12 protein-coding genes are annotated in these 17,398 nt (G+C 64.3%); 9 read left to right on the top strand and 3 right to left on the bottom strand.

Features of this window, described 5'->3' with window-relative positions; all coding sequences use genetic code 11:
• Positions 1-498: 498 nt before the first annotated feature.
• The 4 genes from N511_RS0121340 (at position 499) to N511_RS0121325 (ending at position 6,758) form a co-directional block, all read left to right on the top strand.
• On the top strand, positions 499-2,514 hold the full coding sequence (locus N511_RS0121340) for a CocE/NonD family hydrolase (protein ID WP_027681121.1): 2,016 nt from the start codon (positions 499-501) through the stop codon (positions 2,512-2,514).
• Positions 2,515-3,037: 523 nt separating this feature from the next.
• Positions 3,038-4,600: a methyl-accepting chemotaxis protein gene (locus N511_RS0121335; protein WP_027681120.1), complete on the top strand. Its 1,563-nt coding sequence runs from the start codon at positions 3,038-3,040 to the stop codon at positions 4,598-4,600.
• A 315-nt stretch (positions 4,601-4,915) separates the two neighbouring features.
• On the top strand, positions 4,916-5,950 hold the full coding sequence (locus N511_RS0121330; protein WP_027681119.1) for a hypothetical protein: 1,035 nt from the start codon (positions 4,916-4,918) through the stop codon (positions 5,948-5,950).
• A gap of 4 nt (positions 5,951-5,954) precedes the next feature.
• Complete coding sequence (locus N511_RS0121325) at positions 5,955-6,758, top strand: bestrophin-like domain (protein WP_027681118.1); 804 nt, start codon at positions 5,955-5,957, stop codon at positions 6,756-6,758.
• A 123-nt stretch (positions 6,759-6,881) separates the two neighbouring features.
• Here N511_RS0121325 and N511_RS0121320 read toward each other — a convergent pair whose 3' ends face one another.
• Together N511_RS0121320 and acs are read right to left on the bottom strand one after the other, a co-directional pair.
• A complete protein-coding gene (locus tag N511_RS0121320; RefSeq protein ID WP_027681117.1) occupies positions 6,882-8,945 on the bottom strand; it encodes a sodium:solute symporter family protein in 2,064 nt (687 codons plus the stop codon).
• A gap of 22 nt (positions 8,946-8,967) precedes the next feature.
• Positions 8,968-10,950 (bottom strand): acetate--CoA ligase, encoded by a 1,983-nt coding sequence (gene acs / locus N511_RS0121315; protein ID WP_027681116.1) that lies wholly within the window; start codon positions 10,948-10,950, stop codon positions 8,968-8,970.
• Positions 10,951-11,153: 203 nt separating this feature from the next.
• Between acs and N511_RS0121310 the strand changes: the two genes are divergently transcribed.
• The 4 genes from N511_RS0121310 to murI all read left to right on the top strand — a co-directional run bounded on the left by N511_RS0121310 (position 11,154) and on the right by murI (position 15,335).
• Complete coding sequence (locus N511_RS0121310; RefSeq protein ID WP_081785409.1) at positions 11,154-12,125, top strand: DMT family transporter; 972 nt, start codon at positions 11,154-11,156, stop codon at positions 12,123-12,125.
• An 89-nt stretch (positions 12,126-12,214) separates the two neighbouring features.
• Positions 12,215-12,754, top strand: a complete 540-nt coding sequence (locus N511_RS0121305) for a TIGR00645 family protein (protein ID WP_027681114.1) — start codon at positions 12,215-12,217, stop codon at positions 12,752-12,754.
• A 189-nt stretch (positions 12,755-12,943) separates the two neighbouring features.
• Positions 12,944-14,467, top strand: coding sequence for a fumarate hydratase (locus N511_RS0121300; protein WP_027681113.1), 1,524 nt, complete (start codon positions 12,944-12,946; stop codon positions 14,465-14,467).
• A 19-nt stretch (positions 14,468-14,486) separates the two neighbouring features.
• Positions 14,487-15,335, top strand: coding sequence for a glutamate racemase (murI, locus tag N511_RS0121295; RefSeq protein WP_027681112.1), 849 nt, complete (start codon positions 14,487-14,489; stop codon positions 15,333-15,335).
• Positions 15,336-15,376: 41 nt separating this feature from the next.
• Here the strand turns inward: murI and N511_RS0121290 are convergent, their stop codons facing one another.
• Positions 15,377-16,645, bottom strand: a complete 1,269-nt coding sequence (locus N511_RS0121290; RefSeq protein WP_027681111.1) for a dicarboxylate/amino acid:cation symporter — start codon at positions 16,643-16,645, stop codon at positions 15,377-15,379.
• A gap of 369 nt (positions 16,646-17,014) precedes the next feature.
• Here N511_RS0121290 and N511_RS0121285 point away from each other — a divergent pair, with 369 nt between their 5' ends.
• Complete coding sequence (locus N511_RS0121285; protein WP_027681110.1) at positions 17,015-17,356, top strand: DHCW motif cupin fold protein; 342 nt, start codon at positions 17,015-17,017, stop codon at positions 17,354-17,356.
• Positions 17,357-17,398 lie beyond the last annotated feature (42 nt).

Below are 17,398 nucleotides of genomic sequence, written 5' to 3'. Positions count from 1 at the left end.
TCTGTTCGCGGTGCCCTGTGCCGGGCGTGCAGCCTGACTATGCAACGTCCATGCCAATACACGGCGGCCGCTCCATTGGCAGTTTGTGCATGCATGCGTTGTCGTTTTGATCTGTTTGAAACGCCCTGTTGACGCGGGTTGGCGGACAGCATCCCTACGTTGGTGGGGTGCGGAATTCTCATCTGAACACGGCCCCGCCGGCCGGCGCGTTACGCGGAACGTTACGTAACGCGCGGGGCGTTCCACAACCCAATCACGCGCCTCGCACGGCGGCACCACGCCATCTGCGGGGAACGCGTACACAGGCATGCTTGGTGCTTCACCCGTGCGCCCAAGCCCGCTGGCGCGCGGTCGGTCGTGTCACCCACCCCTCTTCTGCGCCGGCCTCTTCGCTTGCTTCGCTTCCCCACCCGGAGCGATCGGCCGCGTGCCGCCACCCTCGGCGCGCCGGCCATCCCCCCACACAAACACAACAAGAGCATTCAAGAGGAGACCCCCATGCAGATGGGCAACCCACGCGTGCGGCACGGCCGCATGCTCATGTCGGCGCTGCTGTGCGCGGCGCTTTCGCTGTCGGGCTGCGGCGGCGGTGACGGTTCCACCGTCGCCAACAGCACACCCGCCGATTCAAACACCACCACGCAACCAACGCAGCCCACGCAGCCGGCACAGCCTGCCGCTGTCAACTGGACCACGCTTGGCACGCGCACCACGCCGGCGCAACCAGGAACGTCCATCACCAGCAACGCCGGCGCCAAGTGGGCCGACTACAATCCGCCCGCGCTCTACGCAGGCGTTGCGAAGCAAGCCACGCAGTACATCACGATGCCCGACGGTACAAAGCTGGCGGCATACGTGACGCTGCCCGCCGACGCATCCGGCAAAGCAGCGACCGGCACTTTCCCGACGGTGCTCGTGCAGACCTCGTACAACGGCGGGAACGCGCAATACGAAGCATCGATTGGCGCAGCGCTGGGCGCGGCGGATCCGTACATCGTCCAGCACGGCTACGCGACGGTGGTGGTGGATGTGCGCGGCACCGGCCAGTCGCAAGGCACGTGGGACGCCTTTGGCGCCGATGAGCAGAGCGACTACGGCCACGTGGTCGACTGGGTGACGCAGCAACCGTGGAGCAACGGTGCCATCGGCCTGTACGGCGTGTCGTACCTCGGCATCACGACGGTCATCACGGCGGCGCAGAACCATCCGGCAGTCAAGGCGGCCTTCCCCATCGTGCCGATCGGCGACGGCTACCGCGACATCGTCTTCACAGGCGGGCAGACCAATCTGACCTTCATCCCGGCGTGGTTCGGGCTGGTGTCGGTGCTGAGCCTGACCGACCCGACGCTGGTGACAGACCCGACGATCGGTCTGCCGGCCGTGCTGCAGCATCTGGTGTCAGCGGTCACGACGTTCCAGTTGCCGACCATGTTGCAAGCGCTGCTGGGCAGCACCGCCACGGCCTATGACGGCGCGTTCTGGGCGACGCGCTCGCCGCTGGAGAACGACGGCAAGATCAAGGTGCCGACCTTCGTGGTGGGCGGCCTGCACGATCTTTTCCAGCGCAGCGAGCCGCTCACGTACGAGAGCATCAAGACGCAGGCGCCGGCCAAGTTATTGATCGGCCCGTGGACGCATCTGCAGGCCGCGTTGGGCAGCGGCTTGCCGGTCGATGGCGTGCCGCCGCTGAACCACATTCAGTTGCAATGGTTCGACCAGTACGTCAAAGGCATGAAGGTGGGTGCCGATGCGCTGCCCAACGTGACGCAGTACGTGACCGGCCTCGGCCACTACGCCACCGCCACGGACTGGCCCCATCCGCAAGTGCAGGCACAGCAGCTCTTCCTGCGCGGCGACAAGAGCCTGTCGACCACCGCGCCAGCCGCCAACGAAGCGTCAAACAAGGTCGCGCAGCAGCCGCTGAACGGGGCGTGTTCGATCAGCCTGTCGCAATGGACGGCAGGCCTGACGGGCTTCATCCCGCTGGCGTGCCAGACGGACGACACGCTTGCCGAAGCCGCCGACGTGAAGTTCGAAACGCCGCCCATGCCGGCCGACGTCTATCTCAACGGCCCGATCGAAGCGGATGTATGGATCTCGACCACCGCACTGGACGCCGGCGTCTCGGTACGCATTGACGACGTGGACGCCGCTGGCAACGTCACGCCGCTCACTGATGGCCTCCAGACGGCTTCGTTGCGCGCGGTGGACGCAGGCCGCTCGCGCACGATGAACGGCCTGATGATCCAGCCATGGCATCCGTTCACGCCCGGCTCCGTCCAGCCGCTCGTGCCGGGCCAGGCCGTCATGGTGCCGGTGGAGGTGTTCCCGACCAGTGCCCTCATCGCCAAAGGCCACAAGCTGCGCGTAGCGGTGGGCGCAAGCAACCTGCCGCAGGGCGTGCCGCCGTTGCCTACGCTGCTCAACTCGTTGATCGGCGTGCTGACCGTCTATAGCGATGCGGCCCACCCGTCCAAGGTGGTTCTGCCCGTGGTGCCCGCCACTGCGCTGTAGCAAAAGCCGCTTCAGGCAATCACACGGCCCGCTTCGGCGGGCCGTTTTCTTTACACACCCGACACCACCAAATTACCTAGCGGGCTAATTCCATACGTAAAACTACGCACAGCAAGTGATGCGAAGATAAACACGGATAACTGACATTAAATAACTTGAATACGGTAGGAAAACGTTGGCGTCACCCGGTCCGCATAATCCATCGCACGATTCGAAATGATGGAAAGCCAGCCCTTGCCACACAAGGTTTCACCGGCAAAACAATCCCCCCGCATGCATTAAGTAAAAACGCGCATGAGAAAGTTATTCAGGATTTTCTTTTGAATGCCGATAACCCCGTGGAGACCGGAAAATCGGACAAGGATGATTCGGTCACACCATGACATAACCTGCATCTTCCTCAAGTGCGCAGCACCTTGCCTATAACAAACGTGGTCGTCGACCGTCCTTTTCGAGCCGCTCCGGTGCGCGACCTCATCTCAATTCATTCAGCAAACCGGAGGACGCTGTGAACCTTTCCCAGATGACCATCAAGGCCAAGCTCACCACGGGCTTTGGCGTGCTGGCAGCCATTGTTGTCGTGGTATCGGGCATGTCGTTGCGGGCCCTGTCCGAGTCGACCGAAGGATTCTCGAGCTATGTGCACGGCATCAGCGCCCGCGCAGATGTCGCCAACGACGTGCGCACGGCGGTCGACCGCCGCGCCATTGCCGCGCGCAACCTGGTTCTCGTGGTGACGCAAAAAGACCTGGACCTGGAAAAGGCAGAAGTCCTGCGCGCGCACGACGATGTGAAGAACAAGCTCAAGCAACTCAACGACATGATCGCGAGCGCCAAGGACGCAACTGACCGCGGGCGCTCGCTGGTACAAGACATCAATCGCGTGGAAGCGCAGTACGGCCCCGTAGCCACCGACATCCTCGGGCTGGCACTGGCCGGCAAACGCGACGAGGCCGTCCAGAAGATGGACAACGAATGCCGCCCGCTGCTGGCAGCGCTCATCAAGACCACCGACGCGTATGCCACCTACACGCACGAACGTCAGGAGCAGCTCGTGCAGGCGTATGACGCGCAGTACGTCGCGCAGCGCAATCTGCTGACCGGCTTGTCGATCGGCGCGGTGCTGCTGGCCGTGATTGCCGGCATGGTCATCACGCGTTCGATCACGCAGCCGATCCGCACGGCGGTCGATGTCGCCCGGACGGTGGCGCGTGGTGACCTGAGCAGCCGCATCGACGTGCGCGGCAAGGATGAAACGAGCCACCTGCTTTCCGCCCTGCGCGACATGAACGGCCGCCTGACCGAGATCGTCGACAAGGTGCGCGACAGCAGCAGCAGCGTCGCGGGCGCCGCCAAACAGATTGCCGCCGGCAATGCCGACCTGAGCCAGCGCACCGAAGCGCAGGCCTCGTCGCTGCAGGAAACGGCGGCCAGCATGGAAGAGCTGACGTCCACCGTGAAGCAGAACGCCGAGAATGCACAGCACGCCACCGCGCTCGCCTCCACCGCGTCGGAAGTAGCGCTCAAGGGCAGCACGGTCGTTGGTCAAGTCGTATCGACCATGCACGACATCAGCGAGCGCTCGAGCAAGATTGCAGACATCACCGGCATCATCGAAGGCATTGCGTTTCAGACCAACATCCTCGCGTTGAACGCCGCCGTGGAGGCCGCACGTGCGGGCGAGCAAGGCCGCGGCTTTGCGGTCGTCGCCAGCGAAGTGCGCAGCCTGGCGCAGCGTTCGTCAACGGCGGCCAAGGAGATCAAGGAACTGATCGCCTCGTCGGTGGAACGCATTCACGACGGCTCCACGCTGGCGGGCGAGGCCGGCGAGACGATGACGGAGGTCACACAAGCGGTGGCCCGCGTCACGCACATCATGGAAGAGATTGCCGCCGCATCGGTTGAGCAGAAGCGCGGCATCGAACAGGTCAACCAGGCGATCTCGCAAATGGATGAAGTCACGCAGCGCAATGCGGCGCTGGTGGAAGAAGCCGCCGCCGCATCGCAATCGCTGCAGGACCAGGGGCAGGAGTTGAACGCGACGATGTCGTTCTTCCGCGTCGATCCGCACGCCGTACACGCCTGACCGGGGCACAGTTACCGTAGTAGCCGTCATCTCCAAGTTGTCCTTATGCCCGCCGCCGGAAGGCCGCGGGCTTTTTCTTTTTGTGTTCTGTGTCTTTCGTTAGGCCGTCGTTCGTGACTTCCGCTGCATTGGCGGACTTGCCCGCGCGACGCACAGTGAACTTGCCCCGTCCAACACCCTTGACGGAGCAAGCTCGGGCCGCGCACGGCCCGCCCTGCCGACGAAGGTCACCATGCAAGCCAAGACCTCAGACTTGCGGCGCAGCGCGTTCGGCGCTGCCATGCCGTACACGCCAGCCAGCCACGGGAGGCCCGTATGATCCCGCTCGCCCTCACGCAGTGGCTGCGGCTGCGCGCGGTGCAAAAGCCGCAGCCACAAACGCGGCCCCAACCCAGTCCGGCCCTCGCTGAACAACTGCGTGAAGAGTGCGAGGCCATGGCGCGCTACGCCCTGCACCACGGGCTGCCCGTGGCGCCGGATCTCATCGCTCAGCTCGGTGCGCTCATCGACGGCCAGATGCCGGCGCATGCCACACCGCATCACGCGCTGGCTGCCATCCACCGCAAGCTTGCCGCCGCCATTGCACCGGCCACGCCGCAGGCCGTCACGCTGCTCGACGCGCAGCATCGCAGCGATCATCCGTTCCCGTGGCTCGGCCCGGTGCCGTTGATCCGGCTGCTAACCAGCGCCGCGATCGTCTTCCTGATCGCCGTGATTGCCACGGGCATGTCGCCCGATGTATCGAGCGCGAACATCGACCGGGGCTTTCTGGATTCGGACGGCGCGCCCCTGCTATGGAACACGCTGTTCCTGCTGTTCTGCGCGGGGCTGGGCGCGTCGTTTGCCACGCTGTTCCAGGCACATCGCTACGTGGCCGCGTCCACGTACGACCCGAAGTACGACGCCTCCTACTGCGCGCGGTTGATCCTCGGGGTGATTGCCGGATTGATCCTGGTGGAGATGCTGCCCGCACAATTGTTTGACCGGGGCAGCATGCACAGCTTCGGCAAACCGGCGCTGGCGATGCTGGGCGGCTTCTCTGCCACGGCGGTGCACCGGCTGCTGCAGCGGCTGGTGGATGCGTTGGAAACGCTCGTGCGCGGCGATCGCTCCGCCGATGCCGACGCCGCCATGCAGGCCTACCGGGCCCGTGCCGCCAGCGAGCGCACGCAGTGGCAAAGCGAACTCGCCGCCAACCTGATCGATCTGCAGCAGTCGTTTGACGGCACCGCCTCTCCCGAGGCGATGCGCAAGCGCCTGGCCGACTTCACGCGCGCCATGCTCGCCGCCAGCGACCCGGCGGCGGCCCCATCGCCGTCTCTCACGGCCGGCAGCCCTTCCAAGGAGTGACCTCATGCTGTTCCTCTACAACATCCCCGCATGGGCAATGGGCGCGGTCATCGTCTTCGCGACGCTCTTCGTAGCGTTGGCGGGCTACGCGCTATTCCGATGCATTTTTCCGGTCACGCTCGATGCCGAACAGCGCAACATGACCCTCGCCATGATGACGGCCGTCACCACCATCAACTCGTTGCTGGTCGCGTTTTCGGCCATCTCGGTATGGGGCGCCTATCAAGCCGCCGCGGACATCGTGGCCGCCGAAGCTGCGTGCGCCACGGAACTTGCCCGCGATCTCTCGGCGTTCTCGCACCCGAGCGCCGCTGCCGCGCGACGCGAGCTGATCGTGTATCTGGAACGCGTCGTCCATGACGAATGGCCGAGCATGCAGCAGCAAGCGCGCCCGGATGCCGACACGGAGGTCGCATTCAACAGCATGTTCGCCACGGCCAACCGCATCACACCGCGCGACGACCGCGAGCGCGTGCTGCTGATCGAAGTGCTCGCTCGCGTCAACGAGATGGTGAAGCATCGGGAGAAACGATTGCAGAACCTGGAAGCCGCCATGCCCGCCACGCTGTGGGGCGTGATGTTGATCGCCAGCGGCTTGTCGCTCGTGCTGCTCTATGCGCTGCCGGCCACGCGCTTTCACATGGCGCTGGTGGCGGTGTGGGCCACCACGCTGGGCCTGGCGTTCTTTTTTGTGCTGGCCGTGGACCGGCCGTTTGCGGGCGAAGTCAGCGTCAGTGCCGCGCCGCTCGAGCGGGCCATCCAGACGCTCTCGAACGACAAGCCGCAGATCCATCCGTTACCGGACTGAGCGCGCGCCACTTCGCCGCGCCGCCCGGACTCGCGATGCGGGCTGGCGGGAGAGGTCAGCCCCAAGGGCCGGAGCCCCACACTTCGGCCCTGCCCTTTGCCGGCTCGTCGGGAGCCGGTTTTTTTACAGCGGGTCGCGAATGTAGCCGACGAGTTTGTCGACCACCGGCCGGTTCGGCTTGGTCAGCAGGCTCACGACAATCGCCGCCACAAACCCGGCCGGTACGCCGAACGCCCCGGAGGCGATCGGATCCACGCCAAACCACGGCTGGCCCAGCACGCCAGTCATGCGCGTGAAGAACGGGTAGTTGGCGATGATGTAGTACACGCTCACGGCAAGCCCTGTGAGCATGCCCGCGATGGCGCCGGCGCGGTTGGTGCGCTTCCAGAACACGCCCAGCACCAGTACCGGGAAGAAGCACGACGCCGCCAATGAGAAGGCCGCGCCGACCAGGAAGAGGATGTTGCCCGGCTTCAATGACGTCACATAGGCCGCCAGCAATGCCACGCCCAGCAGCACGACCTTCGCGCTCGTGACACGCCGCTGGTGGCTCGCCGTGTTGTCGATCATGTGGAAGTACACGTCGTGCGACAGCGCGTTGGCAATGGTCAGCAGCAGGCCGTCGGCCGTCGACAGTGCCGCGGCCAGCGCACCGGCCGCAATCAACCCGGACAGCACGTAGGGCAGCCCCGCAATCTCCGGGGCGGCCAGCACGATCATGTCGGGCTGCATCATCACCTCGGCCCATTGCACGATGCCGTCGCCGTTGATGTCATGCAGCGCAAACACAGGCGGGTCGACCTTGCGCCAAGGCACGATCCACTGCGGGAGGTCGGCAAACGGCGCACCCACCAGGTGCTGCAGCAGATCAAGCTTGACGAGCGCCGCCAGCGCCGGCGCCGACACATACAGCAGCGCCACGAAGACGAGCGTCCAGCTCACTGAGTTGCGTGTCTCACGCACCGACGGCGTGGTGTGAAAGCGCGTGAGGATGTGCGGCAGGCTGGCCGTGCCGACCATCAGGCAGAACACTAGCAGCACGAAGTTCAGCCGTTCGGTGCCGCGCTCGTTTTCTGATGCAGACGGAAACGGCTCGGTGGATGGCGGTGCCATGCGGCTGCGCGCCAGTGCGTCTTCTCGTTGCTGGTTCCACAGGATCGACGCGGTGGCTGCATCGGGCGGAAACTCTTCGCGCTCGCGCTCCAGCGCCTTGATCTCACGCAGCGGCGCATTGCGTTCGCGTGCCAGTTTGAGCTGCGCATTCAGCGCTTCACGCGCATGGTCGAACGACTGCGGCAACTGCGAGATTCGCTCCTGCAGCGCCTGGGCTTCGTTCAGAAAGTGATCGCGCACGTGCTGCTCGGCAGGGTCGTGCGCGATGCGCCGCTCCTCTTTCTCGATCTGCACCAGCAGGCGGCCCGTCGACAACTGCGGCACCGGATCGTGATACCGATGCCAGCCGATGATCCCCACGACGCCCAGGAACGACACGATCATGATGATGTACTGTGCCACCTGGGTCCACGTCACGGCGCGCATGCCACCCAGGAACGAGCACACCAGAATGCCCGCCAGCCCGAAGAACACGCCCACCGAAAACTCGACGCCGATAAAGCGCGTGACGACCAGCCCGACACCCTGGATCTGCGCGACAAGGTAGACGAAGGAACACAGCGTCGCGCCCAGCACCGCGATGCCGCGCACGACCGAGCTGCCGCCGCGCTCTCCGTTGCCATAGCGGTTGGCCAGGAAATCCGGCACCGTGTAACCACCGAACTTGCGCAGGTAAGGCGCCAGCAGGAAAGCGACGAGGCAGTAGCCGCCCGTCCAGCCCATTACGTAGGCGAGCCCCTCATAGCCTGAGGCAAACACGATGCCCGCCAGGCCGATGAACGAGGCAGCACTCATCCAGTCGGCTGCAGTCGCCATGCCGTTGAAAAACGCCGGCACGCGGCGCCCCGCCACGTAATATTCGGTGAGATCGGCCGTGCGGCAGATCAGCCCGATGCATGCATAGATGGCGATGGTGACAAACAGGAACACATAGCCAAGCCACACGCCGGGCCCGCGCACGTGCTCGATCGCGCCCATCATCACGATGAAGAGCAGCAGCCCCGCGGTATAGAGCCCGTAATACAGAAACAGCCGCTTGCGGAAGCGGCTGTCTTGTTGGGTGTCGATGGCCAAGATCGGCGGCCAGCGCTGGCAGTTAGCGCGTTTCCTTCAGTTGATCGAGGATGGCTGGGTTTTCAAGCGTGGACGTGTCTTGCGTGATGTCCTCGCCCTTGGCCAGCGAGCGCAACAGGCGGCGCATGATCTTGCCCGAGCGCGTCTTGGGCAGGTTGTCGCCAAAGCGGATGTCCTTCGGCTTGGCGATCGGCCCGATTTCCTTGCCGACCCAGTTGCGCAGCTCGTTGGCGATCTGCTTGGCTTCGTCGCCATCGGGGCGCGAACGCTTGAGCACCACGAACGCGCAGATGGCCTCGCCGGTCATGTCATCGGGGCGGCCCACCACGGCGGCCTCGGCCACGATCGGGTTCGCCACCAGCGCCGATTCGATTTCCATCGTGCCCATGCGGTGGCCCGAGACGTTCAGCACGTCGTCAATGCGGCCCATGATGGTGAAGTAGCCGGTCTCCTTGTCACGGATCGAACCATCGCCGGCCAGATACAGCTTGCCGCCCAGTTCTTCCGGGAAGTAGCTCTTCTTGAAGCGCTCCGGGTCGCCCCAGATTGTGCGGATCATCGAGGGCCACGGACGCTTGACGACGAGGATGCCGCCCTGCCCGTTCGGCACGTCGTGCCCGGTTTCATCGACAACGGCGGCCATGATGCCCGGCAGCGGCAGCGTGCACGAACCCGGCACCAGCGGCGTGGCGCCCGGCAGCGGCGTCATCATGTGGCCGCCGGTTTCGGTCTGCCAGAACGTATCGACGATCGGGCAACGGCCGCCGCCGATGTTCGTGTGGTACCACATCCAGGCTTCCGGGTTGATCGGCTCGCCCACAGTGCCCAGCAGGCGCAGGCTGGAGAGGTCGTACTGTTTCGGGTGGACCTTCTCGTCCGCCTCGGCGGCCTTGATCAGAGAGCGGATCGCCGTCGGCGCGGTGTAGAACGTGTTGACCTTGTGACGCTGGATCATGTCCCAGAAGCGGCCGGCGTTCGGATACGTCGGCACACCTTCGAACACGACCTGCGTGGCGCCGGCCGCGAGCGGGCCGTACGCGATGTAGCTGTGCCCCGTCACCCAGCCGATATCGGCGGTGCACCAGAAGATGTCGTCGGGTTTCAGGTCGAACGTCCACTGCATCGTGAGCAGCGCCCACAGCAGGTAGCCGCCCGTGCTGTGCTGCACGCCCTTCGGCTTGCCGGTCGAGCCCGAGGTGTAGAGGATGAACAGCGGGTGTTCCGCACTCACCGGCGTGACTTCGCAGGTGTCCGGCTGGCCGGCTTCGACCTCGTCCATCGCGCGGTCGCGGCCTTCCACCCAGTTCACGTTGCCGTTGGTGCGGCGATAGACGATCACGTGCTTGACGGCGTCCGTGCCTTCCATGGCGAGCGCTTCGTCAGCGATGGCCTTGAGCGGCAGCGCCTTGCCGCCGCGCATCTGTTCATCGGCGGTGATGAGCGCCACGGCGCCCACGTCGACGATGCGTTCCTGCAGCGACTTGGCCGAGAACCCGCCGAACACCACCGAGTGCGTCGCACCGATGCGCGCGCACGCCTGCATGGCGACGATGCCTTCCACCGACATCGGCATGTAGATCACCACGCGGTCGCCCTTCTTGATGCCCAGGGCCTTCAGGCCGTTGGCGAAGCGGCAGACGCGCGCGTGGAGTTCGCGATACGTAATGCGCGAGACATTGCCGTCATCGGTTTCGAAAATGATGGCAACCTTGTCGGCGTTGCCGTTCTCAAGGTTGCGCTCGAGGCAGTTGTAAGACGCGTTGAGTTCGCCGTCTTCAAACCACTTGTAGAACGGTGCGTTGGATTCGTCCAGCACCTTGCTGAAGGGCTTGTGCCACAGCAGGTGCTCGTGGGCGAGGCGCGCCCAGAAGCCTTCGTAATCTTTCTCGGCTTCGGCGCACAGGGCACGGTACGCATCCATGCCGGCGATGTTTGCCTGTTTGACGAAGGATTCGGGCGGGTTGAAAACGCGCGTTTCCTGCAGGACAGATTCAATGCCAGCCATGGTGTCTCCTGATAGCGATGTCTGTAGTCGTTTTGCGGCGAATCTAAGGGGCTGACCTGACTCCAGCCTTACGCATTTCTACGCCGCAAACCGACGTGAAGGGCATTACTATAATGCGTCACTTCTTGTTACGGCACGCATCGCAACGCAACATAACCGGCCAAAGAGCCGCGTCCCGTGCCGGTTTCCACTGAATTCTCATCGTGCCCATCCACGCCCTTTTCCTGATTGCTGCCATGGCATTGGTCGGCAGCAACGTCGGTTTCGGTAAATCGATCGTCGCCGTCATGCCGGTGATGCTGTTTGCGTTGCTGCGTTTCCTGATTGCCATCGTCTGCATGGCGCCCTGGTACAAGCCCGCGCGCATGCGCCGCGTGACGCGCGGCGAGTGGACCAACCTGTTCCTCCAGGCCTTCTTCGGTACGTTCGGTTTCACGCTGCTGATGCTGAACGGCGTGCGGCTGACCTCGGCGCTGGCCGCGGGCATCATCACCAGCACGATTCCAGCCGCGGTGGCGCTGCTGTCGTGGCTGGTGCTGCGTGAAAAGCCTTCGGGGCGGACGCTGGCGTCGGTGGTGCTGGCGGTGGCCGGCGTCGCGATCCTCAACGCCTACCGCGGCGGCGAATCTTCGGGCGCTGCGCCCGCCGATGCCGCGCAGGCGTTGCTGGGCAATGCGCTGGTGATGGGCGCGGTGCTATGCGAGTCGATCTACGTGATCCTGTCGCGGCGCCTGACGCAAACGTTGCCCGCCATCGAGATCTGCGCGTACACGCACCTGATCGGCGGCCTGCTGATGCTGCCGCTGGGATTGGTGCCGCTGCTCACCTTCGATCTGTCCGGCGTGCCGTTGCCGATCTGGGGCCTGGTGCTTTGGTATGCGCTGTCGGCCAGCATCTTCTCGTTCTGGCTGTGGATGAAGGGCATTCGCCACGTGCCCGCTCACCTTGCAGGCGTGTTCACCTCCGTGCTGCCGATTGCGGCTGCCACGTACGGCATCGTCGCACTGGAAGAAACGCCGGGGTGGCCGCACGGCATCGCGCTGGCATGCGTGGTGGCGGGCATTCTCGTGGCGAGCTGGCCGGCGCGGCCACGCCAGCCGATACAGCGGGGGCGCCAGCGCGGTCGCGCGGCCGATCCGCTGGACCCGCTGGATCCGTCGCTGGACCGGGAATGAAGCGCGTCACTCGCGTTTTCCGGTAAGCGATTCCGCAATCACGGACCGTTACAATCACGCGGTTTTTCGACCACTCGCCTGTCCTGCCCATGAAGTCGCCCATCGCTCCGCTGCGCCCAATTCCGCGCCTGATTTTCTTTTCCCGCTGGCTGCAACTGCCGCTTTACCTGGGGCTGATCATCGCCCAGGCAGCGTATGTGTACCTCTTCGTCGTCGAGGTGTGGCACCTGGTTTCGCACCTGGGCGACATGGACGAAACCAAGATCATGCTGGCCGTGCTGGGCCTGATCGACGTGGTGATGATCTCCAACCTGCTGATCATGGTGATCATCGGCGGGTACGACATCTTCGTGTCCAAGCTCGGCATCGAGGGCCACGAAGACGAGCCCGAATGGCTGGACCACGTCAACGCGGGCGTGCTCAAGGTGAAGCTGTCGATGGCGCTGATCAGCATCTCGTCGATCCACCTGCTCAAGACGTTCATCGATGCGGCGCAGAAAGACACGCACACGATCCTGTGGCAGGTGGCGATCCACGTGGCGTTCCTGGTGTCTGCGCTGGTGATGGCGTGGGTGGACCGCATCGTTTCGCACGCGCATCCGCACGGCGAGGCTGCCGACGCACATTGACGCTGTGCCCTTGTTGGCGCGGCGATTCCGACGAACGCGCTCGGACAATCCGCGCCCGACATTGGGTGTATGATCTCAGGCTGTTCTGAGCCTGCGGCGCCCGCCGTCCAGGTCACGGGCAGGGAGTGAAAGTCACCGACCACTGCCCTGCCGCACCGGCTTTTCATTCCTATACGTTGGTCCCCCACCATGACCGTCATTCGTCAAGAAGACCTCATCCAGAGCGTCGCCGACGCGCTGCAGTACATCAGCTATTACCACCCGATGGACTACATCACTGCTCTGGGCCGCGCCTATGAGCAGGAGCAGAGCCCGGCGGCCAAGGATGCCATCGCGCAGATCCTGACCAACAGCCGCATGTGCGCCGAAGGCAAGCGCCCGATCTGCCAGGACACCGGCATCGTCACCGTGTTCCTGAAGGTCGGCATGAACGTGCGCTGGGACGGCGCCACGATGAGCCTGGAAGACATGGTCAACGAAGGCGTGCGCCGCGCGTACAACGACGTCGACAACAAGCTGCGCGCAAGCGTGCTGGCTGATCCGGCCGGCAAGCGCACCAACACGAAAGACAACACCCCGGCCGTGATCAACATGTCGATCGTGCCGGGCGACACGGTGGACGTGATCGTCGCGGCCAAGGGCGGCGGCTCGGAAGCCAAGTCGAAGTTCGTGATGCTGAATCCGTCGGATTCGATCGTCGACTGGGTGCTCAAGACCGTGCCGACCATGGGCGCCGGCTGGTGCCCGCCGGGCATGCTGGGCATCGGCATTGGCGGCACGGCTGAAAAGGCCATGCTGCTGGCCAAGGAAGCCCTGATGGAGCCGATCGACATTCAAGACCTGATCGCCCGCGGCCCGAGCAACCGCGCAGAAGAACTGCGCATCGAGCTGTATGAGAAGGTCAACGCGCTGGGCATTGGCGCGCAGGGCCTGGGCGGCCTGGCCACCGTGCTCGACGTGAAGATCCTGGACTACCCGACCCACGCAGCCAATCTGCCGGTCGCCATGATCCCGAACTGCGCCGCCACGCGTCACGCGCACTTCACGCTGGACGGCAGCGGCGTTGCCAAGCTGGAAGCGCCGGACCTGTCGCAATGGCCGAAGGTCGAGTGGGCACCGAACACGGAAACGTCTAAGCGCGTCGACCTGAACGCGCTCACGCCGGAAGAAGTCGCCTCGTGGAAGCCGGGCCAGACGCTGCTGCTCAACGGGAAGATGCTGACCGGTCGCGACGCCGCACACAAGCGCATCGCCGACATGCTCGCCAAGGGCGAGAAGCTGCCGATCGACTTCACCAACCGCGTGATCTATTACGTCGGCCCGGTCGACCCGGTGCGCGATGAAGTCGTCGGCCCGGCAGGCCCGACCACGGCCACGCGCATGGACAAGTTCACCGAGACGATGCTCGCCCAGACGGGCCTGATCGCCATGGTGGGCAAGGCCGAGCGCGGCCCGGTCGCCATCGAATCCATCAAGAAGCACAAGTCGGCTTACCTGATGGCCGTGGGCGGCGCGGCGTACCTGGTGTCGAAGGCCATCCGCGGCTCGAAGGTGCTGGCGTTCGAAGACCTGGGCATGGAAGCCATCTACGAATTCGATGTGAAGGACATGCCGGTCACCGTCGCCGTGGACAGCTCAGGCACGTCGGTCCACAAGACCGGCCCGGCGGAATGGCAGGCCAAGATCGGCAAGATTCCGGTCGCGGCAGGCTGATCCGTTCACTCACATTCATATGACGACACGCGCGCAGGCACCGGTCGGGGTCTTTGATTCCGGCCTCGGAGGGCTCTCCGTCCTGCGCGCGATTCGCGCCGAACTGCCGGCCGAATCGCTTCTCTACCTGGCGGATTCCCGCCATGCCCCGTACGGGGAAAAATCCCCCCAATACATCGCCGACCGCACGTTGCGTGTGTGCGAATGGCTCGTCGATCAAGGCTGCAAGGCTTTGGTGATCGCCTGCAACACCGCCACGGCGCAGGCCGTGCACGTGCTGCGCGAAAAACTCGCGGTGCCGGTGATTGGCGTGGAGCCGGGCTTGAAGCCGGCGGTTGCCACGTCGAGGAGCCGTGTGGTCGGCGTTCTGGCGACGGAAAGCACCCTGCGCAGCGAGAAATTCGCGCGCCTGCTGGCCGCTGCCTCCGGTGATTGCAAGGTGCTGAGCCAACCCGGCTACGGGCTCGTCCCGCTGATTGAACGCGGCGATACCCACTCGCCCGCGGTGCTGGAACTGCTGCAGGCCTATCTGCAACCGATGCTCGATGCGAATGCCGACACGCTGGTGCTCGGCTGCACGCACTACCCATTCCTGGAAGATGCCATCCGCGAGATTGCGGGCGACCGGCTGACATTGATCGACACCGGACATGCCGTCGCGCGCCATCTCGGCCGCACGCTGGCGGCGGCGGGATTGCACGCGTCAGGCCAGGCTGCTTCGCCGCGCTTCATGAGCACCGGCGACGTGCTTCCGCTGCAAGCCATGGTGGCTGCATTGCTCGGAGAGGCACCCATGGCGCAGCGCGTCGACATTGGCGATGCGCCGCTCACCCCTGCAGCGACCTCCCTCGCTTCGCAAGCTGAATAAAAAAAACGCCACCTGGGTAGGTGGCGTTTTTACTTTGGGCCTTAGCCGAGGTTCGGCTGCGCGGCGACTTCAGCCTCGCTTTCTTCTTCAGCCGGTTCGTACTTCGCCACCACGGCCGTGGCCAGGCTGTTGCCGATCACGTTGGTGGCCGTGCGGCCCATGTCGAAGAACTGGTCGATGCCGATGATCAGCAGCAGACCCGCTTCCGGCAGATGGAACATCGGCAGCGTGGCCGCCACCACCACCAGCGAGGCGCGCGCCACGCCGGCCATGCCCTTGCTCGTGAGCATCAGCACGAGCAGCAGCGTGACTTGCTGCGTAAAGCTCATCTGGATGTTGTAGGCCTGTGCGATGAACATCACCGCAAACGCCTGATACATCATCGAGCCATCGAGGTTGAACGAATACCCCAGCGGCAGTACGAAGCTGGCCACGCGCTTGGGCACGCCAAACTTTTCCAGCGCTTCCATCGTCTTGGGATACGCCGATTCGCTGCTCGCCGTGGCAAACGCAAGCATGGTCGGCTCACGGATCAAGCCCAGCAGACGGCCCAGCGACCGGCCCAGCAGCACATAACCGACGAAGAAGAGAATCGCCCACAGCAGCGCCAGGCCCAGGTAGAACTCGCCGATCAGCTTGCCGTAGGTCAGCAGCACGCCGACGCCTTCCACCGTGATGGCAGCGGCCATGGCGGCAAACACGCCCAGCGGTGCAAACCGCATCACGTAGTCGGTAATGCGGAACATCAGCTTGGTCAGCTCTTCCAGGCCGCGGCCGATCACGGTGTCCATCGGGTTCTTCATCGTCGACAGCGCCGCGCCGAAGAACAGCGAGAACACCAGGATCTGCAGGATTTCGTTGGTGGCCATGGCCTCCACGATGCTGCGCGGGAACACGTGCGTGATGAATGCCTTGAGCGTGAAGTCACCCGTCTTCAGACCCGACGTGGCCGACACATCCGGCAGCGCCAGGTTCATGTGCACGCCCGGCTGGAAGAAGTTGACCAGCAGCATGCCCAGCGCCAGCGACGTGGCCGACGCGCACACAAACCAGATCATCGCGCGCAAGCCGACGCGGCCAACGGAGCGGCCACCGCTCATGCTCGCCAGCCCCGTCACCAGCGTCGAGAACACCAGCGGCGCAATGATCATCTTGATCATGCGCAGGAAGATGTCGGTGATGATGCTGAAGTACGAAGCGATGTCCTTGGCCGCCGCGGCGTCCTTGGCGTATTCGTGGCAACCCCAGCCGACGGCAATGCCCAGCAGCATTGCCAGCCCGATGTGGGAGGTCAGACGTTTGGTGTTCAAGACTTTCTCCAAGGAATATCGTGGCCGGAGGGACGGCGCGCGACAGACGCGGATCTCATGGGGCCAAGGGCCGGCCCAAGTTCGTCACGCTTTGTAAAAAGCGACGATATTAGAGAAGCGCATGGCGATCGTTATGTCGATGTTGCATAGCACCATGCAATTTCTGCATACATTGAAATGACGCCATCGGCTCCCTGCTGCAAGGCCGCACGGGCAGCGGAATCCCGCGTTGTAAGTGGATTATTGAGCGCCACGCAATACCGTCGGGGCGTACCAACAAGCGCCGCTGACAGCACTCAAAATGCGGAGCCTGCATCACGCCGGCCGCTGATACCATCCTGGATTCAGCTCACCCACCGGAGTCCCGCGATGAAAATGGCGCCCTTCGCCTTTGGCACGACCGACTGGTCGACCATCGAGCCCACCGAACACACCGGTGAGACCGGCATGGCGATCTGGCGCACGCGCTACTTTGGCGACGAATCGAATCGCATCCGCGTGCGCCTGGTCGAGTACACCCCCGGCTACCTGGCGGATCACTGGTGCAAGAAAGGCCACATCCTCTTCTGCCTGGAGGGCGAGCTGGAAACCACGCTGGAAGACGGCCGGAAGTTCACGCTCACGCCGGGCATGAGCTATCAGGTAGGCGACGATGCCGAGGCCCATCAGTCCCACACGAAAACAGGGGCCCGGCTGTTTATCGTTGACTGACCGGCACGCGCGGCCGAGCCGGGCCTCAGTCGCTGCGGCCGG

This window comes from Ralstonia sp. UNC404CL21Col (assembly GCF_000620465.1).
GTDB lineage: Bacteria > Pseudomonadota > Gammaproteobacteria > Burkholderiales > Burkholderiaceae > Ralstonia > Ralstonia flatus.
The sequence above is the reverse complement of the archived record's forward strand: the minus strand, read 5'-3'. Positions and strand labels throughout refer to the sequence as shown.